Annotated in this window: 18 protein-coding genes and 1 pseudogene; 12 read left to right on the top strand and 7 right to left on the bottom strand. The window is 67.3% G+C overall.

Going from position 1 to position 24,359, the window contains the following annotated elements:
* Window positions 1-283 precede the first annotated feature (283 nt).
* The 3 genes and pseudogenes from MKL01_RS30035 to MKL01_RS30045 form a co-directional block, all read left to right on the top strand.
* Window positions 284-1,255 (top strand): cupin domain-containing protein, encoded by a 972-nt coding sequence (locus MKL01_RS30035; protein WP_243908843.1) that lies wholly within the window; start codon window positions 284-286, stop codon window positions 1,253-1,255.
* Between the two features lie 256 nt (window positions 1,256-1,511).
* Window positions 1,512-2,261 carry an SDR family oxidoreductase gene (locus MKL01_RS30040; protein WP_243908844.1) on the top strand — a complete coding sequence of 250 codons (750 nt, stop codon included), beginning with the start codon at window positions 1,512-1,514 and terminating at the stop codon, window positions 2,259-2,261.
* A 164-nt stretch (window positions 2,262-2,425) separates the two neighbouring features.
* Window positions 2,426-3,403, top strand: a pseudogene (locus MKL01_RS30045) (IS1182 family transposase); the annotation flags it as partial.
* A gap of 64 nt (window positions 3,404-3,467) precedes the next feature.
* Here MKL01_RS30045 and MKL01_RS30050 read toward each other — a convergent pair.
* From MKL01_RS30050 to MKL01_RS30075, 6 genes are all read right to left on the bottom strand, one after another.
* Window positions 3,468-5,849 (bottom strand): efflux RND transporter permease subunit, encoded by a 2,382-nt coding sequence (locus MKL01_RS30050; RefSeq protein WP_409566382.1) that lies wholly within the window; start codon window positions 5,847-5,849, stop codon window positions 3,468-3,470.
* Window positions 5,850-5,875: 26 nt separating this feature from the next.
* On the bottom strand, window positions 5,876-6,262 hold the full coding sequence (locus MKL01_RS30055; RefSeq protein ID WP_243908846.1) for a hypothetical protein: 387 nt from the start codon (window positions 6,260-6,262) through the stop codon (window positions 5,876-5,878).
* Between the two features lie 263 nt (window positions 6,263-6,525).
* A complete protein-coding gene (locus MKL01_RS30060; RefSeq protein ID WP_243908847.1) occupies window positions 6,526-7,311 on the bottom strand; it encodes a 3-hydroxybutyrate dehydrogenase in 786 nt (261 codons plus the stop codon).
* 32 nt (window positions 7,312-7,343) lie between these two features.
* Window positions 7,344-8,087, bottom strand: a complete 744-nt coding sequence (locus tag MKL01_RS30065) for an acetoacetate decarboxylase (RefSeq protein ID WP_243908848.1) — start codon at window positions 8,085-8,087, stop codon at window positions 7,344-7,346.
* Between the two features lie 28 nt (window positions 8,088-8,115).
* Complete coding sequence (locus MKL01_RS30070; protein ID WP_243908849.1) at window positions 8,116-9,237, bottom strand: patatin-like phospholipase family protein; 1,122 nt, start codon at window positions 9,235-9,237, stop codon at window positions 8,116-8,118.
* 805 nt (window positions 9,238-10,042) lie between these two features.
* Window positions 10,043-11,005 carry a LysR family transcriptional regulator gene (locus tag MKL01_RS30075; protein WP_243908850.1) on the bottom strand — a complete coding sequence of 321 codons (963 nt, stop codon included), beginning with the start codon at window positions 11,003-11,005 and terminating at the stop codon, window positions 10,043-10,045.
* 150 nt (window positions 11,006-11,155) lie between these two features.
* Here MKL01_RS30075 and MKL01_RS30080 point away from each other — a divergent pair, with 150 nt between their 5' ends.
* The 6 genes from MKL01_RS30080 (at window position 11,156) to MKL01_RS30105 (ending at window position 18,681) form a co-directional block, all read left to right on the top strand.
* Entirely contained in the window at window positions 11,156-11,479 is a 324-nt protein-coding gene (locus MKL01_RS30080; protein WP_243908851.1) for a YtcA family lipoprotein, read from the top strand.
* A 1-nt stretch (window position 11,480) separates the two neighbouring features.
* Entirely contained in the window at window positions 11,481-12,524 is a 1,044-nt protein-coding gene (mdtN, locus tag MKL01_RS30085) for a multidrug transporter subunit MdtN (protein ID WP_243908852.1), read from the top strand.
* The gene (locus tag MKL01_RS30090) at window positions 12,518-14,581 is read left to right on the top strand and encodes an FUSC family protein (protein WP_243908853.1); all 2,064 of its coding nucleotides are present in this window, start codon (window positions 12,518-12,520) and stop codon (window positions 14,579-14,581) included. Before mdtN ends, MKL01_RS30090 begins: the two co-directional genes overlap by 7 nt.
* Before the next feature lie 49 nt (window positions 14,582-14,630).
* Window positions 14,631-16,217: a TolC family protein gene (locus tag MKL01_RS30095; protein WP_243908854.1), complete on the top strand. Its 1,587-nt coding sequence runs from the start codon at window positions 14,631-14,633 to the stop codon at window positions 16,215-16,217.
* Between the two features lie 165 nt (window positions 16,218-16,382).
* The gene (locus MKL01_RS30100) at window positions 16,383-17,855 is read left to right on the top strand and encodes a mechanosensitive ion channel family protein (RefSeq protein WP_243908855.1); all 1,473 of its coding nucleotides are present in this window, start codon (window positions 16,383-16,385) and stop codon (window positions 17,853-17,855) included.
* A gap of 448 nt (window positions 17,856-18,303) precedes the next feature.
* The gene (locus MKL01_RS30105) at window positions 18,304-18,681 is read left to right on the top strand and encodes a GCG_CRPN prefix-to-repeats domain-containing protein (protein ID WP_243908856.1); all 378 of its coding nucleotides are present in this window, start codon (window positions 18,304-18,306) and stop codon (window positions 18,679-18,681) included.
* A gap of 12 nt (window positions 18,682-18,693) precedes the next feature.
* Here the strand turns inward: MKL01_RS30105 and MKL01_RS30110 are convergent, their stop codons facing one another.
* Complete coding sequence (locus MKL01_RS30110) at window positions 18,694-20,628, bottom strand: histidine kinase (RefSeq protein WP_243908857.1); 1,935 nt, start codon at window positions 20,626-20,628, stop codon at window positions 18,694-18,696.
* Window positions 20,629-21,026: 398 nt separating this feature from the next.
* Here MKL01_RS30110 and MKL01_RS30115 point away from each other — a divergent pair, with 398 nt between their 5' ends.
* The 3 genes from MKL01_RS30115 to MKL01_RS30125 form a co-directional block, all read left to right on the top strand.
* Window positions 21,027-22,052 (top strand): transporter, encoded by a 1,026-nt coding sequence (locus MKL01_RS30115; protein ID WP_243908858.1) that lies wholly within the window; start codon window positions 21,027-21,029, stop codon window positions 22,050-22,052.
* Window positions 22,053-22,129: 77 nt separating this feature from the next.
* Window positions 22,130-22,855 carry a response regulator transcription factor gene (locus tag MKL01_RS30120; protein WP_243908859.1) on the top strand — a complete coding sequence of 242 codons (726 nt, stop codon included), beginning with the start codon at window positions 22,130-22,132 and terminating at the stop codon, window positions 22,853-22,855.
* Between the two features lie 74 nt (window positions 22,856-22,929).
* The coding region (locus MKL01_RS30125; protein ID WP_243908860.1) for a hypothetical protein at window positions 22,930-24,359 on the top strand (1,430 nt) is incomplete at its 3' end.

The following is a 24,359-nucleotide window of genomic DNA, read 5'->3' on the forward strand; positions in this document are numbered from 1 at the left end:
AGGCCGATGCGGTTGGATCTTTGCCCCGAAACGATCCCGAGGACCTGACGGATCTGCGTGTTCATGACGAGGCTCCTTGGTTCAAAAGGTCCGATGCTTGCCAAATTGGCGGTGTTCGACCCTCATGGACGCGGGTCGGACGCTGCGGTTCAAGGCCGGGATCGGGTGCGGACAGGGCCGCCTGCTTCGATGCCGTAAGGATGATCGCTCGGGCTGGGTCTCGCTATGCCGGCTCGGCGCAGGATCATGACCGCGCGGATCAAGCTCGCCGCGGAGGGGCGTCATGGCGGAGCGGATGACGGATGATACCCTGAGCGGGCTCGCGCCGCTCCTGCGCGTGCGCCCCATGCTGGATGACGTGTGCCGCCTGGGCGGGGCTTGGACGTCCCCGCACGAACCCGAGCCGAATGGCCACGCCTACTTCCACATCGTCACGCAGGGCTGCGCGCTGCTTGACCGCCGCGGGACCGGCCTGCTGCAGCTCGAAGCGGGCGACGTCCTGCTCCTACCGCACGGCGACGCCCACACCACGTGCGCAGTTGAGAGTGCCGGGCTTGCACGGTCCGTGACCACGGTCCGGCGGATCGGTGAATTGCGGCTGAAGACGAGCGTCGGGGTCGAGCCGGACGTCGAATTGGTCTGCGGCCGGCTGAGCTTCGAAGGTGCGCCGCAGAGCCTGATCTTGGCCGCGCTGCCCGACACGATCGTGCTCCGGGTCGGCCTGCAGCCTCTGGCCAGCCGATACAGCCCCCTTGTCGCCGGCATCCGCTCGGAGCTGACCGATATCCGCCCCGGGTCGATCGCCATCGCGAGAGATCTCGCCAGCGCGCTTTTCATCATGCTGCTGCGCGCCCACCTCGAAGCCTCCACGTCGACCGAGGGCCTGCTCCGGCTCATCGGGCAGCGTGTGACGGCGCAGGTGGTGCTCGCGATGGTGCGCGATCCTGTGCGCGCCTGGACACTGGACGAGTTGGCCTCGATCGCCGCCGCCTCACGGGCGAGCCTGGTGCGCGCCTTCCGCAAGGCCGTGGACATGGCGCCGCTGGAGTTCCTCGCCGACCTGCGGCTCGGGTTAGCCCGCCACCGCCTGAGGACAGACACGAGCTCGCTCGACCAGATCGCGGTCGAGGTGGGCTATCAATCCCAGGCCGCGCTCAGCCGCGCGTTCCTGCGCAAGTACGGTGTCCGTCCGGGCAGCTTGCGTCGGGATGCGGTGTCGCCAATCCCGCAGGCAGACAGCTCACAGGCCGTTTGATCCGGCCAGTCATCGGATTGCGCCGCGCCGACATCAGCAGCCGGCACCGCTTCGGCTACCTTCACGGCATCGAACGAAACGGCCTTGGCGGCGGTCGAGTGCTACGACGTTCGGGCCCTGACCGAATGCAGGGAAGACGCGAGGCCTTCCGCCCCAGTCAAAAATTGACGCGCTAAAGGGCACTGAGTCGATAGGCCTGCATCCCCAACGAGCTAAGCGACTGGGTAGTTGCAGCGGAAACTCTCGGAGAAGAACCATGAACAGGTTCAAGAACAAGGTAGTGGTCGTCACCGGCGGCACGAGCGGGATCGGGCTCGCGACTGCCAACGCCTTCACAGCCGAGGGTGCTGCGGTGTTCATCACGGGTCGCCGTCAGGAGGCGCTCGACGAAGCGGTGAGGGCGATCGGCGGCAATGTGACCGGCGTGCGTGCGGATATGAGCAAGCTCCCCGACATAGACCGGCTCTACGATACTGTCCGTCAGGACCATACCAAGATCGACGTCGTCTTCGCCAATGCGGGTGGGGGTGCCTTCGCTCCGCTCGGCGCAATCGACGAGGCGCACTTCGACGCTATCTTCGCCACCAACGTGAAGGGCGTGCTGTTCACCGTCCAGAAGGCGCTCCCGCTCTTGCGCGATGGTGCGTCCGTCGTTCTCACAGGTTCGACCACCAGCTCGGCCGGGACGCCCGCCTTCAGTGTCTACAGCGCGACCAAAGCGGCCGTGCGCAATTTCGCGCGCAACTGGATCCTCGACCTCAAGGACCGGCACATCCGGGTCAATGTCGTAAGCCCCGGCGTGACCGACACGGCCGGGCTGACCGAGCTGTTCGGCAGCGGCGATCAAGCCCAGACGGTGAAGACGGAGATGCTCGCGAGCATACCCTCGGGTCGGATCGGCCGACCGGAGGACGTCGCTGCGGCCGTCCTTTTTCTAGCCTCAGACGCATCCAGCTTCGTCAACGGCGTCGAGCTGTTCGTTGATGGGGGGATGGTCCAAATTTGACTTGGTGACCACATGCCTGAGGTCAGAGGGGTAGGAGGCCGGGCTTGGTCACGCTGGAACAACCCGACAGCTGGTGAGAATCCTTCCGAAGTCCTGCCATGGGTCGAGGCTGTGTCAAAAGTCCCTCCTGAGATAGACTTGCGGCCCCACTTGCGGAGGCCAGCATGGGTCGGTTCGTCGAAGGACAGGACCGTCGGCAGTCCTGGTTGTTGCCCAGTTCGCTGGACGACTACGTCACCGCCGACAATCCGGTTCGGGTGATCGAGGTCTTCATCGACGAACTCGATCTGGGCGCCCTCGGCTTCACCCGCTTCGAGCCCGCGGCGACGGGACGGCCTGCCTATGATCCGGCCACGCTCCTGAAGCTCTACCTCTACGGCTATCTCCACCGCGTGCCGTCGAGCCGGCGGCTTGAGCGTGAGGCCCAGCGCAACATCGAGGTGATGTGGCTGACCGGCCGCTTGGCTCCCGATCCCAAGTCGATCGCCAACTTCAGGCGCGACAACGGGCCTGCGATCCAGGCGGCCTGTCGGCAGTTCGTGATGCTGTGCCGGGATCTGCGGCTCTTCGCCGGGGCGACCGTCGCCTTGGACGGGTCGAAGTTCAAGGCGGTCAACAACCGGGACCGCAACTGCACCGTGGCCAAGGTCGCCAAGCGCCTGGAACAGGTGGAGGCCAGCATCGCCCGCTACCTCGCGGCGCTCGACCGGGCGGATAGGGAGGACAGCGACGTCCCCGAGGCACGGACGCAGCGCATCGGTGAGAAGATCGCCGCCCTGCGCCGACAGATGGCCTTCCTGCGCGAGATGCAGGCGCAGGTGGAGACCGCGGACGACGGACAGGTGTCGCGGACCGACCCGGACGCCCGCTCGATGGCGACGAGCGGGCGCGGCACCGGCATCGTCGGCTACAACGTCCAGATCGCCGTCGAGCCCGAGCATCATCTCGTCGTCGCCCATGAGGTCGTCAACGAGGGCCACGACCGAACCCAGCTCGTGCCGATGGGCGATCGGGCCAAGCAGGCCACCGACGCGGGGGAGATCACAGTCCTGGCCGATCGCGGCTACTACAGCGGCGAGGAGGTTCTGGCCTGCGAAGGCACGGGCATCCTGCCGGCCATGCCGCGAGCCGACACGTCGGGTCGAGCCGACCCGGCCATTCCGCGCAACTCGGCAGCATCTCCGAAGCGGACATCGATCTTGATGATTAACCGGCGCGGTGTTTCCGATAGAGCAACGCGATCGCCGGCCGCAGGATCAGCAGGTCGGCGACGAGCGCGAACAGCATCGCCAACGCGCTCAGCCACCCGAACAGGCGCAGCATCGGCAGGCTCGACAGCACCGTGATCGCGAAGGCGCAACTCAGCACGACCGTCGTCAGGATCAGGGGCGGCCCCATCTGCACCGTCGCCTGCTCGACGGCGCGCTCCGGCCGGTCCGTCGTCGCGAGGTCCAGCGTCATCCGGTTGAGGAAGTGGATGGTCGCGCTCAGGCCGAGTCCGAGCGACACCGTCAGCGCCACGACGCTCGCGAAGCGCAGCCCGTCATCGGTGAGCCAGAGCAGAGTCCCGGTCGCCACGACGGGGAAGATCGCCGGCAGGATGCTCGCGACCATCACCCGGACGGAGCGGAAGACGAGCCCCAGGGCCGCGGCGATGAACACCACCTCGACCGTGATACCGCGGCTGAGCTTGTCGATCATGCGGGCGCTGTTGCGCGCGGCGATGGCCGAGAGGCTGGTGACCTCGACCGTGTATCCAGGGTTGCCCTGACGGACCGGGACGAGTGCCCGGTCGAGCGCGCGCACGACCGGGAGCAGATGGCTCGCGTCGATGTCGCGCACGCGGCCGGTGACGAGCACCGCCTTGTCGTCGGCGGAGACAAAGCGCCGGACGAGGAAGTTCGGCAGGGCCTCGACGTATCCCTTGATCGTGCCCGCGTCGGAGCGCAGGCCGTTCTCGGCCAGCCAAATCCGCAGCGTCTCGAGGGACCACACGTTGCCCACCCCGGGCTGCTGCGCCAGCATCCGGTGGACCTCGGCGATGACCGCGAGCGTCCGCGCGGAGTACAGATCCTCGCCCGGCGGGATCCGGATCATGACGTCGATCGGGTTCGCTCCGGTCAGGTCGCGATCGAGCTGGTCGCTGGCCGGGACGGCCTGTTCGTGGCCGGGAACCTCGTCGGCGAGGCGGTAACGGGGCTGCAGCTGCAGGTAGCCGATCGCCAGCAGGGCGGTGAACGCCAGGCCGAGCGCCGTGTAGAGCCCGGGGCGGTCGACCATGCGTCCGGCGATGTGAGCGCAGAAGCGCCGGAGGCCGCCCACGCCCGGATCGGCCTTCCGGGCCTTCTCGGCGAACGCGTCGGTCCGCCGGAGCAGCAGGAGGCTGAGCACCGGCATCAGCGTCAGCACCGCCACGAGGGCGATTGCCGTCGCGAGCAGGCCCGCCTTGCCGAAGTCGCGGATCAGATCCGATTCCGAGGCCTGCAGGGCGATGAAGGAGATCGCGGCCGTCGCGTGGGTCAGGACGCATGCCGGCCCGACGACGAGCAGGGCGTCCCGGATGGCCTCCCGCTTGCCCATCCCGGCGATCAGCCGTGCCCGGACGTCGTAGGTGAGCTGCATGCTGTCCGAGAAGCTGATCACCATGATCAGCGGCGTCATCATGTTCAGGAAGATGTTGAGCCGCAGATCGAGCCAGCCGAACGCCCCGAGGGCGAGCAGGATCGACACCAGGGGCGGCCCCGCCGCGACGAGCATGAACGAGACGCGGCGGAAGAAGACGACCGCGATGAGGCAGCCGACCAGCAGCCCGGCCACGTTGTACAGGACCCGGTCGCGCTCGATCGCGTGGCGGATCTCGAGCTGCATCACGGGCACGCCCGTGAGCTGGACCTTCAGGCCGGTGCCCGCCAGGTCGGTGTCGACCACCGATCGGATCTCACCGACGATCGAGGCCAGGCGGTCGCTCTCGACGGCATCGGGCGCGAGGGCCAGCACCATCAGGGTGAGCGCGCCGTTCGAGGACAGCAGCTTGTCCTTGAGGATCTCGTTGGACCGGACGGCCTCGACGAGGCGGTCATAGGCCTGCCCTTCGGGCAACGGCTCCGGGAACAGCGGGGCGGGCAAACGGCCGCTCGTCGGCGCGGTCCGGGCCGAGAAGATCGACACGAGGCCGCGCGCGTCGTCGACCAGCTGAAGGTCGGTCGCGAGGCTGCGGAGCGCCTCGATCGACGTCCGATCCAGCACCGGTCCGGTCACCACCGCCAGAACGTCGTACTCGCTGGACGGGAACTGCTTCGAGACCGCCTCGTACTGCCGGAACTCGGCGCTGTCCGACCGGAAGAGCTGGCTGAGCGAGTCGTCGACTTCGAGGCGGCGGATGCCCAGCAAGCCCAGGATGATCAGGGCGGCGGCCGCGACGCCGATCGCGACCGGGTGGCGGAGGGATACGAGGCCGAGGCGCTCCGCGCCGAGGCCGATCGACGGCGGCTTGCCCCCGCGCGCGCGCGGCTCCGAGGTCTCGTTGCCCACAGGCGGCCTTCCTGCGCTGGGTGCCCGGCGCCCGGGCCCTGGTTCCGTGCCGGTCATCGATGCCGCCAGGCGCCCGCGCGCCGTCAGCTTCGACGCAGGCGGATGCTGACCTGCCGGACGTCGTTGTCCCGCGGGGTGATCACCACCTCCTGCGTGCCGCCCCGGGTGACGAGGCTCAGCCCGGCGCTGAAGATCGGCGAACTCACGATCGCCTGGAGCCGCCCGTTTTCCAGGGCCCCCGTCAGGGCGCCGGAGACGTTCCGCGTCGTCTCGGACCAGTTGCCCGATACCCGCCCGTCGGCATCGCTCGCGCGGCACTCAATGTTGAATTGATAGCTCGCACTCGCGCAAACGAGGTGCTGCTCGACGCGCATCCCCCCGTCGGCGACCCCGTAGCGGGCGCGGCAGCGGATCGTCTCGCTGCCGCCTGCCGAGTCGACCCGACCGGAGCCGGACCAGGATCCGGCCATGTCGGAGAAACCACCTCGCGGCGCGGCGCACGCCTCATGCCAACCGGCCGACATCGCGAGGGCCGCGGCTGCGAGCCACGTCGTCACCACAAACCGGAAGCGCGTCGACAGTCGCATAGCCGGCACCCTTTCCTACAACCGGAAGAGCAATACGGAACTTTTATTTCGCGCGGAAGACGACAGAGGGAGGCGTGCATCGGGTCAGTCCGAGAGATATCGCTTCGGGCAGACTGAGGCACTCGTGCCGGCCTCGGCGCATAGGGTTACTCGGCGGTCCAGCCACCATCCATCGTGAGGTTGGCGCCGGTGATCTGGCTTGCGGCCTCCGAGCAGAGGAACAGCGCGAGCGCCGCGACCTGATCAACCGTGACAAACTCCTTGGTCGGTTGCGCCTTCAGGAGCACGTCCTGGATGACCTGCTCTTTGGTCAGGCCGCGGGCCTTCATAGTGTCGGGGATCTGGGCCTCGACGAGCGGCGTCCAGACGTAGCCGGGCGAGATGCAGTTCACCGTCACGTGGTGGGCCGCGAGTTCGAGCGCCGCGGTCTTCGTCAGCCCGGCGATGCCGTGCTTAGCCGCAACGTAGGCCGACTTGAACGGCGAGGCGACCAGCGAGTGGGCCGATGCGGTGTTGATGATCCGTCCCCAGCCCCGCGCCTTCATGCCGGGGATGGCCGCCCGCATGCCGTAGAACGCCGAGGAAAGGTTGATGGCAAGGATCCGCTCCCACTTGTCGCCCGGGAAATCCTCGATTGGCGAGACGAACTGGATTCCGGCGTTGTTAACGAGCACGTCGACCGAGCCGAAGCGCTGCTCGGCCTCTCGCACCATGGCGGCGATCTGGTCGGGCTTGGTCATGTCGGCATCGGAATAGTGCGCTTTCACGCCGAACTCGGACTCGATGCCTGACCGCGCGCGCTCGATCTGGTCGGGCTCTCCGAAACCGTTGAGGACGATGTTGGCGCCTTCGCCCGCGAGGGCCCGGGCGATGGCGAGGCCGATCCCGCTCGTCGAGCCGGTCACCACGGCGGACTTGCTCTTCAAGGACATGTCAGTCTCCGTGTCGGGTGATCCAGTCTGCGTCAGGCCAGGTAGTCGTGAAGGACCTCGCCGTAGGGCAGCGTGAAATCGACGACCTGATGCCTGGCCCGCACGATCCGACGGACGGGAAGATCGGCGACGCGGCAATTGACGTGCGGGATAAGGTGCAGCCGGGCGTCGCCCTCCCAGGCGCCGTGAACGGTGATGTCTCGCAGCCGGTAACCGACGAGCTGCGCGACCTTCGGGGATCCGTCGACGTCCGGGATGAGCTTCAGGTTGACGTTGAGATGCCCGATGCCCTCGCGGACCGCGTCGAGGCTGTCCTCCAGGCTGCGATGCTTGTAGGTCATCGTACCCATCGCGACTCGCTCCTCGTCGTAGTGCAGCGTGCCCGTCAGGGTATCCTTCTTAACGGCCAGCCGCGGCACGCCGTACTTCTTCGGAAAGCCCCAGATCTCGCGACCAGCCGTGATCGGCGGCTCGTCGTCGAGGTACATCTGGACCGAGAAGTTGCAGGGCTCGCCCCTATAACTCGCGACGATGGCCGAGCCGCTCTCCTCGTAGTCGCCGAAGCCCGAGGAGTCCGGCATCTTCATCCACTCATAGAAGGCGAGGTTCCCGGGCGCCGGTTCGAGCGGCTCCGGCAGGGCGGCGCGCAGGGCGTCCGGGTCGGTCTCGTAGGTGATGATCAGGTATTCGCGCCGCATGAAGCGGTACGGCCCGCGCGGGTAGCTCGGGCTGAAGGCGGGCATCGAAGGGGCCTGGAGGATCTCGTCACGCGTCATAGCCTTGTCTCCTGCATCGCTGGTGGGGTCAGTCACGGGCGTCGCGGGTCAGGTCGAAGACCGTGATGCCATCCGCGCGGCGACCGTGGTCCATCCAGCCACGGTGGCGGAAGGCCCGTCGCACGTCGCCGAGGCCAGCGGCCCAGTGCTCCAACATGGTCTGGCGCGAGAACTCGTAGTCCTTCGCGTTGCTCTCGTAATTCTTGCGCCGGTAGATCACCTGCATGATCGTGACCGCACTCTCGTGGCTGACCTCGGCCAAGAAGGCGACGTCGGGATCCTCGTGCAGCTCCGGCGGAAGCCGCTCGGCCAAGCGTCGAAACGCGGCCTTTGCCTTTCGCATGCGCAGGGCGGCATCGGTGTTGAGGCGGGTGCGGCTGGAGAAGCGGATGTCCTTCTCGCGCTCGGCCGCCTCCAGGAGCGTCCGGGGCATCGGCCCCCGGGCCGAGAACAGGTCGACCTGAAAGATCCGGAGATCCCGGGCCCGCTCCTGTTCGAGGACGTATTCCAGCGGCGTGTTCGAGACGAGGCCGCCGTCCCAGTAGTGCTCGCCGTCGATCTCGACCGGCGGGAACCCAGGCGGCAGAGCCCCCGACGCCATGATGTGTTCAGGCCGGATCCGGTCACGCCGGTTATCGAAGTAGGCGAAGTTGCCGGTGCGCACGTTGACGGCGCCGACGCTCAGGCGGGTCTCACCGGCATTGATGCGGTCGAAGTCGACGAGCTCCTCCAGGGTGCGTTTCAACGCGGAGGCGTCGTAGAGGCTGAGCGCCTCGGGTGCACCCGGCGGGTAGAATGCGGCCGGCGGCCAGCGGGGACTGAAGAATCCGGGCGCTCCAAAGCCGGCGATCAAGGCAGCGCTGGTTTCGTTGAACCAGGCGCGGGCCCGGTCACCCGGCAGGACCGGCACGCCCTGCAAGCCCGAGGACACCTTATCCCAAAATGCCTTCAGCCGCTCAGTGCGCCGCTCCGGCGGGTTGCCGGCGATAAGCGCTGCGTTGATGGCACCGATGCTGATGCCCGCGACCCAGTCCGGCGGACGGCTATCCGCACATAGACCCTCGTAGACGCCGGCCTGGTAGGAGCCTAGCGCCCCGCCGCCCTGCAGGACGAGAACGTGCATCTCATCGACATCCGATGCGCCGGGCATGTCCATCGTCTCCTCGGCCGGCTTTGGCTGATCCGACCCGTCTGAACACACGGGATTCCGCCAGGGACTTTCATACATCCATTGCAGGAGAAGACACTCATTACCACGCGCATTCGAGCGATTTAAGTCCTCGCGTAGGCGGAGGCTTGGCACCGAAGTATTTCCCTTATCCTGATAGATCGACACCATCGCGCGCAACCAACCACGGGTCTCAAGTCCGGCGTAGCTGCGCCCGTCCCCGCCATTCGGGGGCGCCAACGTCGAACCTAAGCGGTAGCGGCAGAGTTGCCGCGGACCCGCATCGGTCCGTTTAAGGGAGCAAGGCGCCTCGCCCAAGCTTGTAGAGACGATCTCTCAAGAAAGTCTACTCGTATTATTTCCCAGATAACTTCAGAGTTATCGCTGGCAATAAGCTGTAAGGGCCACCGAAAATTCGACCTTCCATTGCATTCTGAAATTTTATATGATTTGGATCAGGGCATGGATTTTGTTGAGGCCGTACGTATTGATGCACCCTCGCAATCAGAGTGAACTGGTGCTGATCCGACTGTGGCATGGCCGGCCTTTCGGAGCTTGCGCGCTCACGATGGGCCGGCTCGCGAGCGGTCGTGCGCGCAAAACCTGATGAGATGCAGGCAGGCGGCATCCTCGACGCGTCGTCTACATCATCCGTATCCACTCGATGACGCGTACACGTGAACCATTTGTTCGCACGGCAAGACGGTGCGCCGGTCCGACAAGCGTCACGCGTCCGTCGTGTAAGCCTTGCACGGAGTTTTTGCGAAATGCGAATACGGCAACGAAGCTACCATTCAGGGCCTTGATTATCGCCCTGCCGAACATCGGCCAACGAGAGCTGTGCCGCCGTCCGCAGCACGTCGCAGAACGCATCGACCTGCTCTGGCTTGGCCGACAGTGCTCGCTCGAGGACGAACACCGAAGGCGGCAGGGCGGGCAGCCCCGCGCTCGCACCGACCGGAACGATCTGCGTGAGGTCCAGCCGGGCTGTGCAAGCCGAAACACCCAGTCCCGCTCGGACCGCAGCCTCCAAGAGGGCGAGCGATCCGCCCTCGAACACAACGCGCCACGGGCGGGACGCCGTGGTCAGGGCTGCCAACATGGTATCGCGCAGCGTGCTCGCGTTCGGAAGGACGAGGGGAACGGGATCGGCCGGGGACAGCGTCAGATCCGGCCGCCCGGCCCAGATCGTCGGTTCGACCCAGACCGTTTCTCCGAGAGACCGTTCCGGGTCCTGCCGGGCGACGACGACGTCGAGGGCGCCGTCGTCGAGGATGCCGAACAGCGCCCGGCTCGGGTTTGTGCAGTGCGCTTCGAACCGGAAGCCGGTGTGCATGCGCGCGAACAGGGCGAGCACGGCCGGCAGGGCGGTGCGGCCAAACTCCTCCCCGATGCCGATCCGGATCACCGTCTCCCGAATCGGTCGGCTGAAATGCCGGCTCATCTCGGCACCGAGCTGGGCCATGGCGCGGGCGTAGATCAGCACCGCCTCGCCATCGAGCGTCAGGGAGACGCCGGTGGGTGTCCGGTCGAACAGCCGGCGCCCGAGGTTTTCCTCCAGGCGCTTGATCTGCTGGCTGATCGCCGGCTGCCGCACGCCGAGCTGCGCCGCGGCGCGATGGAAACTGCCCTGTTCGGCGACGCTGATCAGCGTGCGGATCTGATCGCGGCTGAGGATCCCGTCAAACAGCGCGCTCACCGCGGGACCCCTCGCCTGCAAGATGGAGCCGACCCGTCGGCCTATCCGCATCAGCAATGCCCCGCTTCGCAGGCCGATTGCAACGCGGTTTTGTGGAGAATCGGCAACGCCAAGCGGATAACCCGCATGCTAAGAAAGTATTATATCCCGAGAACCCGGTGGTCATATTGCATTCGTCACCCAATTCGGCACCATGAAACCATGTCGACTAGGGTCCTCGATGTAACGAGCGCGCGTGCGGCTGGGCGGGCGGCGGCGCGCGTCAGGCTCGGCACTTGCGCCGCGATCTGCCTCGGCGCCGGGGGCTGCAGTCTGGACGGCGCGCCCTCGTACGACCTGTTCGGCGCCCACTTCCCCGCGTGGCTCCTGTGCGCCGCCATGGGTATCGTCGCCGCCTTCGTCTTCCGGGGCGGCCTGATCGCCACGGGCCTCGACGACGTCATGCCCCTGCGTCTGCCCACCTACGCCGCCTTCGGCACCGCCTCGGCACTCTGGCTGTGGCTCGGCCTGTTCGGAGGCCGCTGAGGTGGCGCGCGGACGAGGTATCCGGACCGGCCTCGCACGCCTCATCGCCGCGGTCGTGATCGGTGCGGCCGCGGCCGGACTGCTCTCTTACCTGCGCGAACTCCGCCTCAACCCCTACACCGACGATGCCAGCATCGACGCCGACGTGGTTCACCTGGCGCCGACCGTGGCCGGACGGATCGTGCGGCTGCCGATCACCGAGAACCAGCTCGTTCGGGCCGGCGACGTGGTGTTCGAGATCGATCCCGAGCCGTTCCGATTGCGGGTCGCCCTGGCCGAGGCCGATCTCAGGGCGGCCGAGGCCCTGCTCGACACGCGTCGTCGCAACGTGTCGGGCGAGACCTCCAACGCCGCCTCGGCGAATGAGCAGGTGTCCCAGGCCCGCACCTCGCTGCAACTGGCAAGCAACACCCTGAGCCGGCTGCAGCCGCTGCTGCCCAAGGGTTACGTCTCCGTGCAGCAGGTCGACGATGCGCAGACGGCCAAGCGTAAGGCCGAGGTCGCCTACACACAGGCGACCCTCCAGGCCGCCGCCGCCAAGTCCACCATCAACACGACCGACGAGGCAGAGGCCGCCGTCCAGGCGCGGCGGGCAACCCTGGCGCTGGCCGAACGCGACCTGCGCGAGGCTACCGTGCGCGCGCCCCACGATGGGCGCGTGACCGGCCTGTCGGTGCGCAGCGGCGAGACCATCAGCCCGGCGCAATCGCTGTTCACGTTGGTGGTGACCGAAGAGTGGTTCGCCTCAGCCAACTTTCGCGAGACGGACTTGTCCGCCATCGCAGTCGGCTCCTGCGCGGTGGCCTACTCGCTGATCGACCGCCGCACCGCCATCCACGGACGCGTGGATGGCATCGGCTTCGGCGTGAAGGATGGCGACCGCACAGATCTCCCCCGCGGCGTGCCCTACGTCGCCAAGTCGGTGAACTGGGTGCGCGTCGATCAGCGTTTCCCGGTGCGCGTCCGCTTGGTCGACCCGCCCGAGCATCTGATGCGGCTCGGCGCCTCGGCGCTGGTACAGATCAGGCCGGGGGACAGATGCTGAGGCCGTACGCCTCCCGCCACCCCAGCTTCCTATCGGACCTCCTCGACCCATACCCTGGGCGCGCGAGCCGAGCGGTCGAGATCGCCTGCGCATGCACCCTGGTGGTGCTGGTCGTCATGACCTACGGCATGCCGGACCCGGCACTCAGCACCTACCTGATCTTCTTCGTCGCCAAGGAGAACTCGGGACAGAGCATTGTCACGGCGGTCGTCTTCCTGATCGCCATCACACTGGCGCTGTCGGCGATCCTCGGGCTCGTGCATCTGACGGCGAATGCGCCCGCCACCCATCCCCTGGTCATCGCCGCGGTCGCCTTCGTCTTCTTCTTCCTGGCGGTTGGAAGCAAGCTTGCCCCGCTGGCGGGCACTCTGGGCCTCGTCGTCGCCGATGGGCTGTACAAACTCGGCTCCGTCCCGCTCGGCGAGGCGCAGACCCGAGGGCTGCTCTACACCGCGTTGTTTGCCGGGACACCGCTCCTGGTTTTCATCGCCTACAGCCTCGCTTTCGGCCGCCATCCGGAGACCGTGCTGCGCCGGGAGATCGGCACCCGGCTCAGAACGATCGCGCGGGCTCTCGACGACGATGGCTGGGATGGTCGCGAGCGTGTGGTCCGGGCGCTGGACGGCGGCAACGCGCCGATGCTGACCGCGCTGAAGATGATCGGGCTGCTCCATCGGCAGCCTAAGGACACGCAGGCTCGTCTCAGGCGGCTCGTGGAGCTGTCCTTCGCGGCCGCCCTGGTCGCGGCGGCCGTGGTCCGGGAGCGGGCACCGGGCCGGCACGACCTCGCCGCGCGTCTCGATCGCCTCGCCGAGGCGGTCGCGCGTATGCCGCGCCTCGTGCGGCCCGCGGACGGCGCACCGCCCGAGCAACCGCGGGACTCGACCGGCGACCCGGCCGCGCGGCTCGCCTTGCTGTGCGCTGCGATGGAAGCGGTCGTGTCGGGTTGTCCGGTACCCGGTCATGCGGATGGGGCGAGACCGGGCGCGCCGGCCTCACCGCGGAAAGGCGGCTTCTTCGCCCCCGAAGCCTTCGCCACCTCAAGAGTGGCCGTGCACGCCTTCAAGGGCGCCGCAGCGGTGACGATCTGCTACCTCACCATCACCATCCTCGACTGGTCGAGCATCGGCACTTGCCTGGTGACCTGCTTCATCGTCGCGCTGGGCTCGCTGGGCGAGACCACGCAGAAGCTCGTGTTGCGCATCCTCGGCTGCCTGATCGGTGCGACCTTCGGGCTTGCGGCGATCGTGTTCGTGCTGCCCGGCCTGACCTCGATCACCGCCCTGATGAGCGTGGTGTTCCTCGCCGCCCTGCCGGCCGCTTGGGTCGCGGTCGGGCGCCCGAGCGTGTCCTACATCGGTTTCCAGGCGGCCTTCGCGTTCTTCCTGTGCCTGCTCCAGGGTGCCGAGCCGAAATTCGACCTCACGGTGGCCCGCGATCGCATCATCGGCATCCTCTACGGCGATGTCGTCACCTACGCGATCTTCGCCACGATCTACCCCGTTTCGATCCTGGCTCGGCTGCGCGCCGACATTCTCACGCTGGTCGAGCGGTGCCACGGCGTGCTCGCTGCCCTCGGACAGGGCCGCTCCGACCTCGCCGCCGCCGCGGCGCTCGCCGACGCCGAGGCGATGCTCGACAAGCTTCGGGCAGAGGGCGAGGCGTTCGGCTACGAGGCCCTGCGCTTCCGCGACGGCCGCCTACAGCGGCAGGCAACCCGTCTAAGTATGAAGGCGCTGCGGGCCCTCGTCGACGACCTCGGGCGTCTGGCCGCCTACCCGCCGCCCGAACCCGGATCCGCTGAGGAAGGCGCGTCGCGCGCCGCCTGCGCGCGGATCGAGGGACGGCTCGGCGAACTGGCGGCTGAGCTCGCCGGGCGGGGATCGGAGGGCGGCGCGGCGGACGCTGGCTGCGCGCCGACACGCGTCGACCTCGTCGGTCTGCGCCCGGGCCGGGCCGCGGCGATCTTGTCCCTGCACGACCAAGTCGGCCGGGTCGGCGTCACGCTGACGCGCTACCGACGTCTCCTCCGGGACCGGGAGGCCGCGCGTGCCTAGTCGCCGCGACGGATGCCCGCGCCCGATATCCGCCGCAGCCGCGCTGGCCGTGATCCTCTGGCTCGCCGGCTGTGCCAGTTCCTCCCTCGTGCTGGCGCCCGAGGCGCCGGACGTGCCGTTCAAGCCGAAGCTGACGGCCGCTGTCGACGGCGTCCCGGGCATTGTCGAGCAGCCGAGGATCACCCCGACGGGCGCCCGGGACTTCGGACTGCCGCCGATGCCTGGCCTGCCGATCAGCTCCGGGCAGAGTCCGGTGATCGAGTCGCAGCACGTCTATACGCTGGCCGAACTGATCGACCTTGCGCAGACCAACAATCCAGACACCCGCATCGCCTGGGAACGAGCCCGTCAAGCGGCGTTGGGCGTCGGTATGGTGAAGGCGCTTTACCTACCGGTGCTGACCGCCACCGCCGTCGGAGGGGGGCAGCGCGAAACCGGTTCGACCCAGATCGCCAACCTGCCTGTCACCAAGGTCGGCAACACTCTGTCCGGTGCCGTGCCGAGCGTTGCGCTGCAATGGCTGATCTTCGACTTCGGCGAGCGCGACGCCCTCAAGCGGGCGGCCCAGGATCTGACGCTGGCGAGCAACATCGCCTTCAACGGCGCGCACCAGCGGATCATCTACGCAGTCAGCCGTAACTTCTTCGAGTATAGCGCGGCCCGGCGGCGTACGGCGATTGCCGAGCAGTCGCGGGCCGACAGCGTCCATCTCCTTGATGCTGCATCGGACCGGTTCAAGAGCGGCGTCGGCACCACCATCGAGACGGCTCAAGCGCGACAGTCCGTGGCGCAGGCTGAGTTCAGCGTTGTTCAGGCTCGCAACGCCGAGCGCGACAGCTACCATCAATTGCTTGCTGCGGCCGGCCTACAACCAATGCTGGTGATAAAGGTCGAGGACGTATCGCGCCGGCAGCTCTCATCCGCTTCGCAAGCACCCGTCGACCGGATCCTGGCGCAGGCAATGGCACGTCGGCCCGACATCCAGGCGAGCTATGTGACCGCGCGCTCGGCACAGGCCGGCATCGACGCGGCCAGGGCAGACCTGTTCCCCAAGATATTCGTCCAAGCCTCCGACACCTACCTGAACGGCAACCTCAACATCACGTCGCTGCCCACCACGCCCGCGCTCGGCGCATCGGGTTCCCTTTCGTCTGCCTCGCCATCCTCGACCTCGATTCCGCTTGTCGGCAACACCAGCCTCGGCCGGGTCTCATCCAGCCTGAACAACGCCACGATCCTGGGCGGCGTCGTCATACCGCTCTACGACGGCGGCGTGCGCGAGGCGCGGGTGCGTGAGGCGCAGTCGCGGGCGGACGCGGCGGAAGCGACGGTGCTGCGGCTCGAGCAAGCGGCCGCTACCGAGATCGTAGCCGCCGACGATGCCGTGCGCAGCAGCCTCGCGGCGCACCAGGCCGCGTCGGCACTGGTGAGCGCCTCTGCGACCGCCCATGATGCGGGCCTGTCGGCCTATAGGAGTGGCGCAGGTACCCTGACTGCAGCGTTGGAAGCCCAACGCGCGCTCTCGTCCGCACGGATCGCGCAAGCCGAGGCGCACGGTACGGCCTTGATTGCAGCCGCCACACTGGCCTTCGCGACCGGACGATTGTCTTCGTCGGATACAGTCACCGCACGCTGAGCTGCCCGCGAAGTACCTTCTAGCGTGGATCACCTTGTCGGCGCGGCGTGGTGCAGAAGGGGGGTGAACATAGTCGATGATGCTGGGGGGCGTAGCATCCACCCTCGCCATCCCGTTCTGCCTTCCGGAGCAAACAGGTCGCCGGAACAGAGTAAGAGGACAGATATGCCGCACACTGTCATCGCAGGACTTCTACTTGCGGCAACATTGATCTGGCTGGGGATGGCCGGGAGACTATCGGCGTGGACACGGCTGGTCGTGGCTGCTCTGTTATTGGCGACTTTGACGTTCGATGTGCTGGGGCAGGTCGGCTCGCCCCTGAAGCCTCTTTTCAACACCGAGAGCCGAAGCAGCTTGTTCGGTCAGCAGATCGAGGTCGCGTTCTGGTGGCTGCTCGCGGCCAAAGTCGGCGTTGAGACGATGCGAAAAGTCTTCCGCAGCCGCAGTTCGGCTCACGGGGCCAGGCTGATCCCGGACCTGATCGCGGGAGCGCTCTATCTTGCGGCAGCCCTGACGATCGTGGGCACGGTGTTGGGTCTACCGATCGGAGCGCTCGTCGCGACCTCTGGCGTCATTGCCATCGTTCTTGGCCTCGCCCTGCAAAGCACGCTCTCGGACGTTTTTTCCGGCATTGCCGTCAGTCTCGAGCAGCCGTACATGATCGGCGACCGTGTCATCTTGGATGGGCAGACCGAAGGCACAGTTGTTCAAGTCAACTGGCGATCCGTGCGGGTCCAGACCGATGGCGCCGATCTCGCGACCGTGCCGAACAGCCTCGCGGCGAAATCGCGCATCATCAACCGCAGTGTGCCGACACCAGTTCGCCGGGAAGTTCTTCGTATACCCTGTATCGCCTCGATCAAGCCCGAGCGGATCATTGATCTGGCGCGCAACGCTTTTCTCCTCTGTCCGAGCATTCTGACAGAACCGCCGCCATCCATCCTCATGTCTGACGTGGGAAAGCGATTTAACATCTATCATGTCGCGTTCTCCGTAGGCGACGGCCACAACGTGGCATCGGCTCGCAGCGCGCTCCTGATCCAGATCCTTCGGCAGTTTCGATCTGCCCACATCGTAGGTGCCGAGCTTCAGATGCCGGGATCCTTGGAGGACAGCCTACGAGCAATCGACATTCCATTCTTTCAATTCCTCACAGCCGAACAGATCTCTGCCTTTGCCGCAGGGACGGTCAAGCGAACGTTGAACATGGATGATGTTCTGTTCGCGGAGGGAAACCAAGACGGTTCACTCTTTATCGTGATCTCTGGCGTGCTGGAGGTTTCGCGAACGGCGGATGCGGGAGCCTCGATCGTGGGGCGCATTGGACCGGGCGATTACATCGGTGAGATCGGCCTGTTGACAGGCGCGCCACATGGAGCAACCGTACGCGCTATTGCCGCGTCTGTTGTTTATGAACTCAAAGCAGATGTTGCGGCTCCAATACTGGCGGCACAACCAGAAATCGTTCACGAACTTGAGATGTCGGCACGGCAAGGACAGCTTGTCCTCGACCGTGCTATTGCGGCAAGTGTTGGTACCGACACCGTCGCGTCAGCAGACCTGCTATCCCGCATCCGCTCCTATTTTCAAGCTCATGCAACCGCCAAATCATCCAAGTTTTCTGTCGACAGCGATTAGATATCCCATATATCCCATGATGACATTTGTGCTGCTGCTATTATTGTCCTCGATTATCGAACATATAACCCATCATGGAAATGTAAGTTCACTTAATATCTTACAACACTGAGACTAATCAAGACGTGTCCTCGTGCTGACTGCCGAAATAATTGTTTCCACCATGCCGCGGCGGTCAACCTATAGCTGCGGTCGATGCAATTGGCAGGAACGCAAAGGCGCGGGCCGCCCAGCAGGAGAAGGCTGGCAACCTCTCGGCGGCAGACAGGAAGAAGGTCGACGCGAAGGCTGACAAGGTCCTGAAGGGTGATTAGCCCGCGTGTGCGAGTGGCGGTGGGGGGCCCTGAGCCATTGCCTCGGGGTAATTCCCGTCGTCCCCCCGGGTTCTCCCCGATAGGTCTTGGTCGCCTCGTCCCATAACTTGGCGTCCCTCGTTCGGGAGCTCGCCATGAAACCGTTGAGACCGATGACACTCGCGATCCTGGCGCTCGGCGCGCTTCTCGCCACGGGTTCGCTCGACCGGGGACGGATCGGCGTCGGCGCCGCCCAAGCCGCCGGCGGCTGCGGCATCGGCTTCCACCGCGGCCCCTACGGCGGCTGTCGGCCGAACGTATACGGCGGCTATTACGGTGCCCCGGGCTACTACCGCGGCGGCGTCGTCTACGGCGGTCGGGCGGTCTACGGTGGGCGGGCTGTCTACGGGCGGCGCGTGTATGGCGGTCGCGTTTACGGCGGCCGCGGCGTCTACGGGCGGCGTGTCGGAGTCTATCGGGGTTTCCACGGGGGCGGTCGCGGCTTCCGTGGCGGCGGTCGTTTCCGCAGGTAAGCCGGCGTGCCGTCAGATGGGACCGGCACCGTCCGGTACCATCGCGGTGATCCGGAAATCGGTTGGCCGCCGTGCGACGGCCAACGACCCGCCGAGTGCCTCAAGGCGGTCCCTCATCCCCCGGATGCCCGCGCCTTCGACTGCGGGCGGAACGGAAATGCCGCCCGGCCCGTCTCCGGCGCCTTCCGCGATCACGAGCCGCAGGTGTCCCGGAACGCAGGCGTCCAGGACGACGCGAGCTTCCTTGGCCGAGGAATGGCGCTGCACGTTCGTGAGCGCCTCCTGCGCGACCCGATAGAGCGCCAGTTCGACCTCCGGAGACCAACGACGCACGGTGAGGGCGTCCTCGATCTCGACCGAAACGCGGATGCCGGCCCGCTTCTCGAAACCTTCCGCGAGCGTCGCCAGCGCGACGCACAAGCCCGCCTCGTCCAGAAGCGCCGGGTGGAGGACGTAGGATAACGTCCGAACCTCCGCCACGCTGGCGTCGATCAGGGTACGGGCCTGCATCAGCGCGGCTCGGACCTTCGCGGTCGGCTCGACGAGACCACGCTCGACCACCCCGAGTTCGAATCCGGCGGCGATCAGGTTCTGGCCGGTCGTGTCATGCAGTTCGCGCGCGATGCGGCGGCGCTCGTTGTCCTCGCGCCGCAGCACCCTCTCCGTGAAGCGGCGCAGCCCGACCTCCGGGGAGCCGTCCCCGGCCAGGTCCGTCGCGCCGCCGTAGATGTAGCCTCCGCCGCCATCGACATCGCGCAGCGGGACGAGAACGGTGCTCCACACGAATTGCATGCCGCCGAGATTGATTCTGCGCTCGCTGCGCCGCGTCTCGCCCGAGGCCAGCACCGAGCGGTACTCGGCCTCGATCTGCTCGGCGTCCCCCGCCGGGAACAGCTCACCCGTCGTCCGGCCGACCAGCCGGGCCGGAGCGCCGCCCCATCCCAGGTTCCGGTTGAAGGTGAGCGCCTCAAGCACGAACGTCCCGCCCGGCTTGGCCGCGATGATGAACTGCACGTCGAAGGCTTCGACGACGAGCCCGCGCAGGCCCCTCTGCTGGCGCATCCGCCGGTCCCGGCGCCGGTGCAGCGTCGGGAAGGCGAGCGCGGGCGCCAGCAGCAGCAGGAGCGCTGCGCCGGCCCCGAGCAGCGCCTGCCCGCGCCAGGCCTGCAAGGCGCCGTCCGCGAAGCGGCACACCTCGACCGAGAGGCCTCCGGCCCTCAGCCGTCTCGTATCCACGATGTCGCCTGTCGCCGGATCGGACGGGCCACATTCCCGCCCCGCGCCTCCCACCTGCCAGTCTACCGGCCAGCCGATCAGCAGTTCGCCACGGGCGTCGCGCAAGGCGATGCGGTCCACGGTGCCGGTCCCCAGTCCCTGGAAGAAGATGCGCACCATTTCGACGTTGACGTTCGCCGCCACGATTCCGTGAAAGCCCTCGCCCTCGGATCGCAGGCGACGGCCCAACGGCAGGTAGGTGCCCTCGACCTTGGGCTCCCTTCGGGGCGTTCCGACGAACAGGCCGACGTCCGCTGCCTTCAATGCCGAGAAGTAGTCCCGATCCGCCAAGCTGCCCTGCGGCGCGTCGGAGCCTGGGAGCATCACGTCACCATTGGCCCTGGCGAACGCGATGCGCAGGGCTTTGGCCGACCGCTCGTGATCGGCGCAGGGCGGAGACGCGCAGGACCCACCGAGTGCCTGGTTTCCCCGCTCGGCCTCGGACGTGCCACGCGCAAGCCTGACCAGCACCTGGTCGGTCAGTTCGACCACGTTGTCCACGTACGTGGCACCCTGACTGGCGATGCGGGCGACGTCCTCGCGCGCGCCCGCCAGGGCGGCGTCCCGGGCGGTGACCAACCAGACGGACGTCGTTGCGATGATTGCGCCAGCGGTCAGGACCCATGCCAGCCGGGACAAAGGTGGCGCGAGCCGCGGGCCGTGCAACCCCATCCCGCCCGAGGCATCCGAAGCAGCCGCAACCCGGCCGGAAGCGGCCCTTGCCCCGTCCCGTCTCGGTCGCCGGGTTTTCACGGCCGAGCCTCCCTGATGACGTCCGGGTTTCCAGCGGGAAACTGGCCAAGAGGCGGCCTACAATGCAACTTCAACGCGAGTTTAGGCCGGAAGCTGCAACGCATCCTGACCGGATTTGCCGTATTTTTATATGAAGGTGCCCGAGAGGGTCGGCGGACGCAGCGATGGCCGAGCCACACAGCCTCGGCGAGCCTGCCCGTGGGTTGCGGAACACATCAGGGTTTTAATCGAGCCCGCTCCGGGTTTTCCCTGATTGCCAACGGACGGGTCAGGCGGGGACACTGCAACCTGTCGATGGAGCAGGCTCGGGGGCGGGCATGAAGTCCTTAGCGCGTCACCTCGTCGGTGGCCTGGTTCTCGGGGGCATCGCAACCGGAGCCGTCCCGGCCGAGGCGGCGGAAGGCGGCCTCAGCTTCTACATCGAGGGGCAAGCGGTCCCCCTCGGGGGCGTCGTGCCGCCGCCGGGCCTCTACTTCGACAGCACCACCTACTTCTACAGCGGGAAGATCGGCGGCAATCGCACCAACCAGCTCGGCGGCAACGTCGTCGCGAACGTCAACGCGAACATCGTGGCCGACTTCGCGACGGCCCTGTGGGTCACGCCGGTCCAGGTCCTCGGCGGCGACCTGGCGTTCGCCTTCGTGATGCCCTTCGGCGAGCCGGCGGTGCGCGCGGGCGTGCTGCTCGACGGCCCGCTGGTCAACCAGAGGCGCGGCGGTCCAGTGGGCGCGAGCGTTTTCGACGCGACCCTGAACCCCGGCGACCCCATCGTCTCCGCCAGCCTGGGGTGGCATTCGGGCACCTGGCACTGGAAGGTGGCCGGCACGCTCAGCATCCCGGGCGGCGGGTACGAGCCCGGGCAGCTCTCGAACATCGCCCTCAACCGCTACATCGGCGACCTCTCGGCGGCCGGCACCTACCTCGACCCGGCCACGGGCATCGAGCTCTCCGCGGCGGCGGGCTTCACCCTCAACGGCAAGAACCCGGCGACGCAGTACGTGACCGGCAACGAGTTCCACGTCGACGCCTCGGCCTCGAAGTACCTCACGAAGGAGCTGTCGGTCGGCGTCATCGCCTCGCATTACCAGCAGATCACGGCGGACACCGGGTCCGGCGCGAAGGTCGGACCGTTCAAGGGTCGGGTCACGGCGGTCGGCGGGACGCTCGGCCTGACCGCGCCGTTCGCCGGCATTCCCGTCACGGCGCGGGTGAAGGTGTTGCGCGAGATCGAGGTGGAGAACCGCTTCAAGGGCACCATCGGCTTCCTGGAGGTGTCGTTCCCGCTCTGGGTGGCTCCCCCGAGGGCCGCGCCGGAGCCGAGGCCGTTGGTGACGAAGTCCTGAAGGGAAGTGCGCCTTCGCGGATCGGGTCATCGTGAGATGGGCACCGATGCTTGCAGAGGGCGGGCGAGAGGGGCCTGATGGCTGAAGGAAGCGAGCCCGCAGCCTATCCCGGGGCGGCGGGCCTTCGGCATGCCGGGCACGACGCGGGAGGTCGACATCTCGTGACGACAAGCATCCTGATCGTGGACGATCACATCGCCGTCCGGCGCGGCGTCCGGGCCATCCTGGAGGGCCGCGGGGGCTTCGAGGTCGTCGCCGAGGCGAACACCGGGACCGAGGCCATCGACCTCGCCGAACGACACAAGCCGGACGTCGCGGTCATCGATTACTCGATGCCGGCCATGAACGGGTCCCAACTGGCCCGGCGCCTTCGGGAGGCCAGCCCGCGGACGGAGGTGCTCGTCTACACCATGCACGAGAGCGACGCGCTGGTGCGCGACGTGCTGGGCGCCGGCGCGCGGGGGTACCTGCTGAAATCCGACGCCGACCAGCACCTGATCGCCGCCGTCGACGCGCTGGCCCGCCACCAGCCCTATTTCACGGAGCGCGTGAGCGAGGCGCTGCTCGCCCACTACCTGGCCCACCCCGGGGGGAGCGCGCCACTCGACACGCTGACCTGCCGCGAACGCGAGGTGGTGCAACTCATCGCCGAGGGCCACTCAAGCAAGCAGGTCAGCCAGGCGCTCGCCATCAGCCTGAAGACCGTCGAGACCCATCGGGGCTCCGCCATGCACAAGCTCGGCCTGGAGACGACGGCCGCCCTGGTCCGCTACGCGGTGCGCAACAAGCTGGTCGAGCCCTGACGAGCCGATCTCGACACGTCGTACCGTCGGCGCGCCCCCCAAACGGGACGCGCGACCAGGGAGGATCACAGGTCGTGAGACCCGTCTTTGGCAGCGCGCTTCTCGCCTTCGGGTTCTGCTGTCAGGTCGCGCAGGCCGTGGCCGCCCCGGACTGGACGGGCTCCTGGGACACACGCTGGCAGGATGGCGGTGCGCGGATGGAGTTGAAGCAGGATGGGGCCGAGGTCCACGGTGACTACCCCTCCTATAACGGCAAGATCGACGGACACGTCGAGGGCCAGATCCTGAAGGGCCGATGGAGCCGCGGTCAGCATGGCGGCCGGGTCGAATTCGTGCTGGCGCCGGACGGCCGGACCTTCGTCGGGCGCTACGACAGCGGCGAGTGGTGGACCGGAGAGCGCGTCGAGGGCGCAGGCGCGACGGTGAATGTCCGACAGGTGTCGCCGCGGGCGGCCTTGCAGACCTTTCTTCGCGCCGGCAACACGGCGCGCTACGACGAACCGGACTACTACGCCCGCGCCGCGTCCGTGCTCGATTTCGGGACCGGCAACGACACGTTGCCGCCCGAGCAGAAGGTCGACCGAGCACGCGCGCTCTTCCAACTCGTCGACCAAACGACCGTGCGACTATTCACGCTGCCGGACGCCTCGGTCGCGGGTGACGACTTCCAGACGAAGCTGCCGCAGTCCGGCACCGACGCCGCGCTGCCGCTGACCTTCGTGCGCCGGGACGGCAGGTGGTTCATCAGCTATCCGGACGAGTCGACGTTGGACGCGGCGCGCAAGGCGCTGCTCGCGCGTTCGGGCGGCCAGTTTCCGCTGTCGGAGGACTACAGGGAGCGGCACAGCGCGCGCGATGCCATGCGCAGCTTCTACCGCGCGTTCTATGACTGGGATACGGGCGGAGCCGCCCAGGCGCGTGCCGCACTGGACCTCTCGCAGGTGCCTGATGCGGTGCGCGACTACGCCGGCGACCTGAGCGCGCGCTACCTCAATGGCATTCTCAACCGTGTCGGCATCGTCGAGCCACAGGAAATCTCGGACGACCGGAAATCGACCGAGCCCTATCTGGTGTTCAAGCATGCGGAGGGCCGCATCGTCATCGCGCCGGTCGGCACGGGCAAAGACGCCAGCTGGAAGTTCACAGGCGAGACCGTGGCGCGCGCGCGCGACATCTACGTCGTTGCGGAAGACCTGCCGGAGCTGGCCGGTCGCAAGCTGCCGGTGCCGCCCTCCCTGTTCTTCGACTTGCGCCGTCGGATCCGCGGCACCGCGCCGGTGCTGCTGACCCAAGTGGGTGACCTCGAAGTCTGGCAGATCATCGGCTGGACCGCGGTCTTGGTGGTCGCGCTCGCCCTCGGTTACCTGCTGGGCCGCCTGATGCTAGGCGTCCTCTGCCCCGTTCTCGGCGGAGCTGACCCCGAGCGGTTCCGCCAAACGTTGCAGTGGCCGCTCTGGGGCACGCTGGGCTTCTCCCTCTACAAGCTCATGATCCCGGCGATAGG

Origin of the sequence: Methylobacterium sp. J-070, from assembly GCF_022829385.1 — a bacterium.
Lineage (GTDB): Bacteria > Pseudomonadota > Alphaproteobacteria > Rhizobiales > Beijerinckiaceae > Methylobacterium.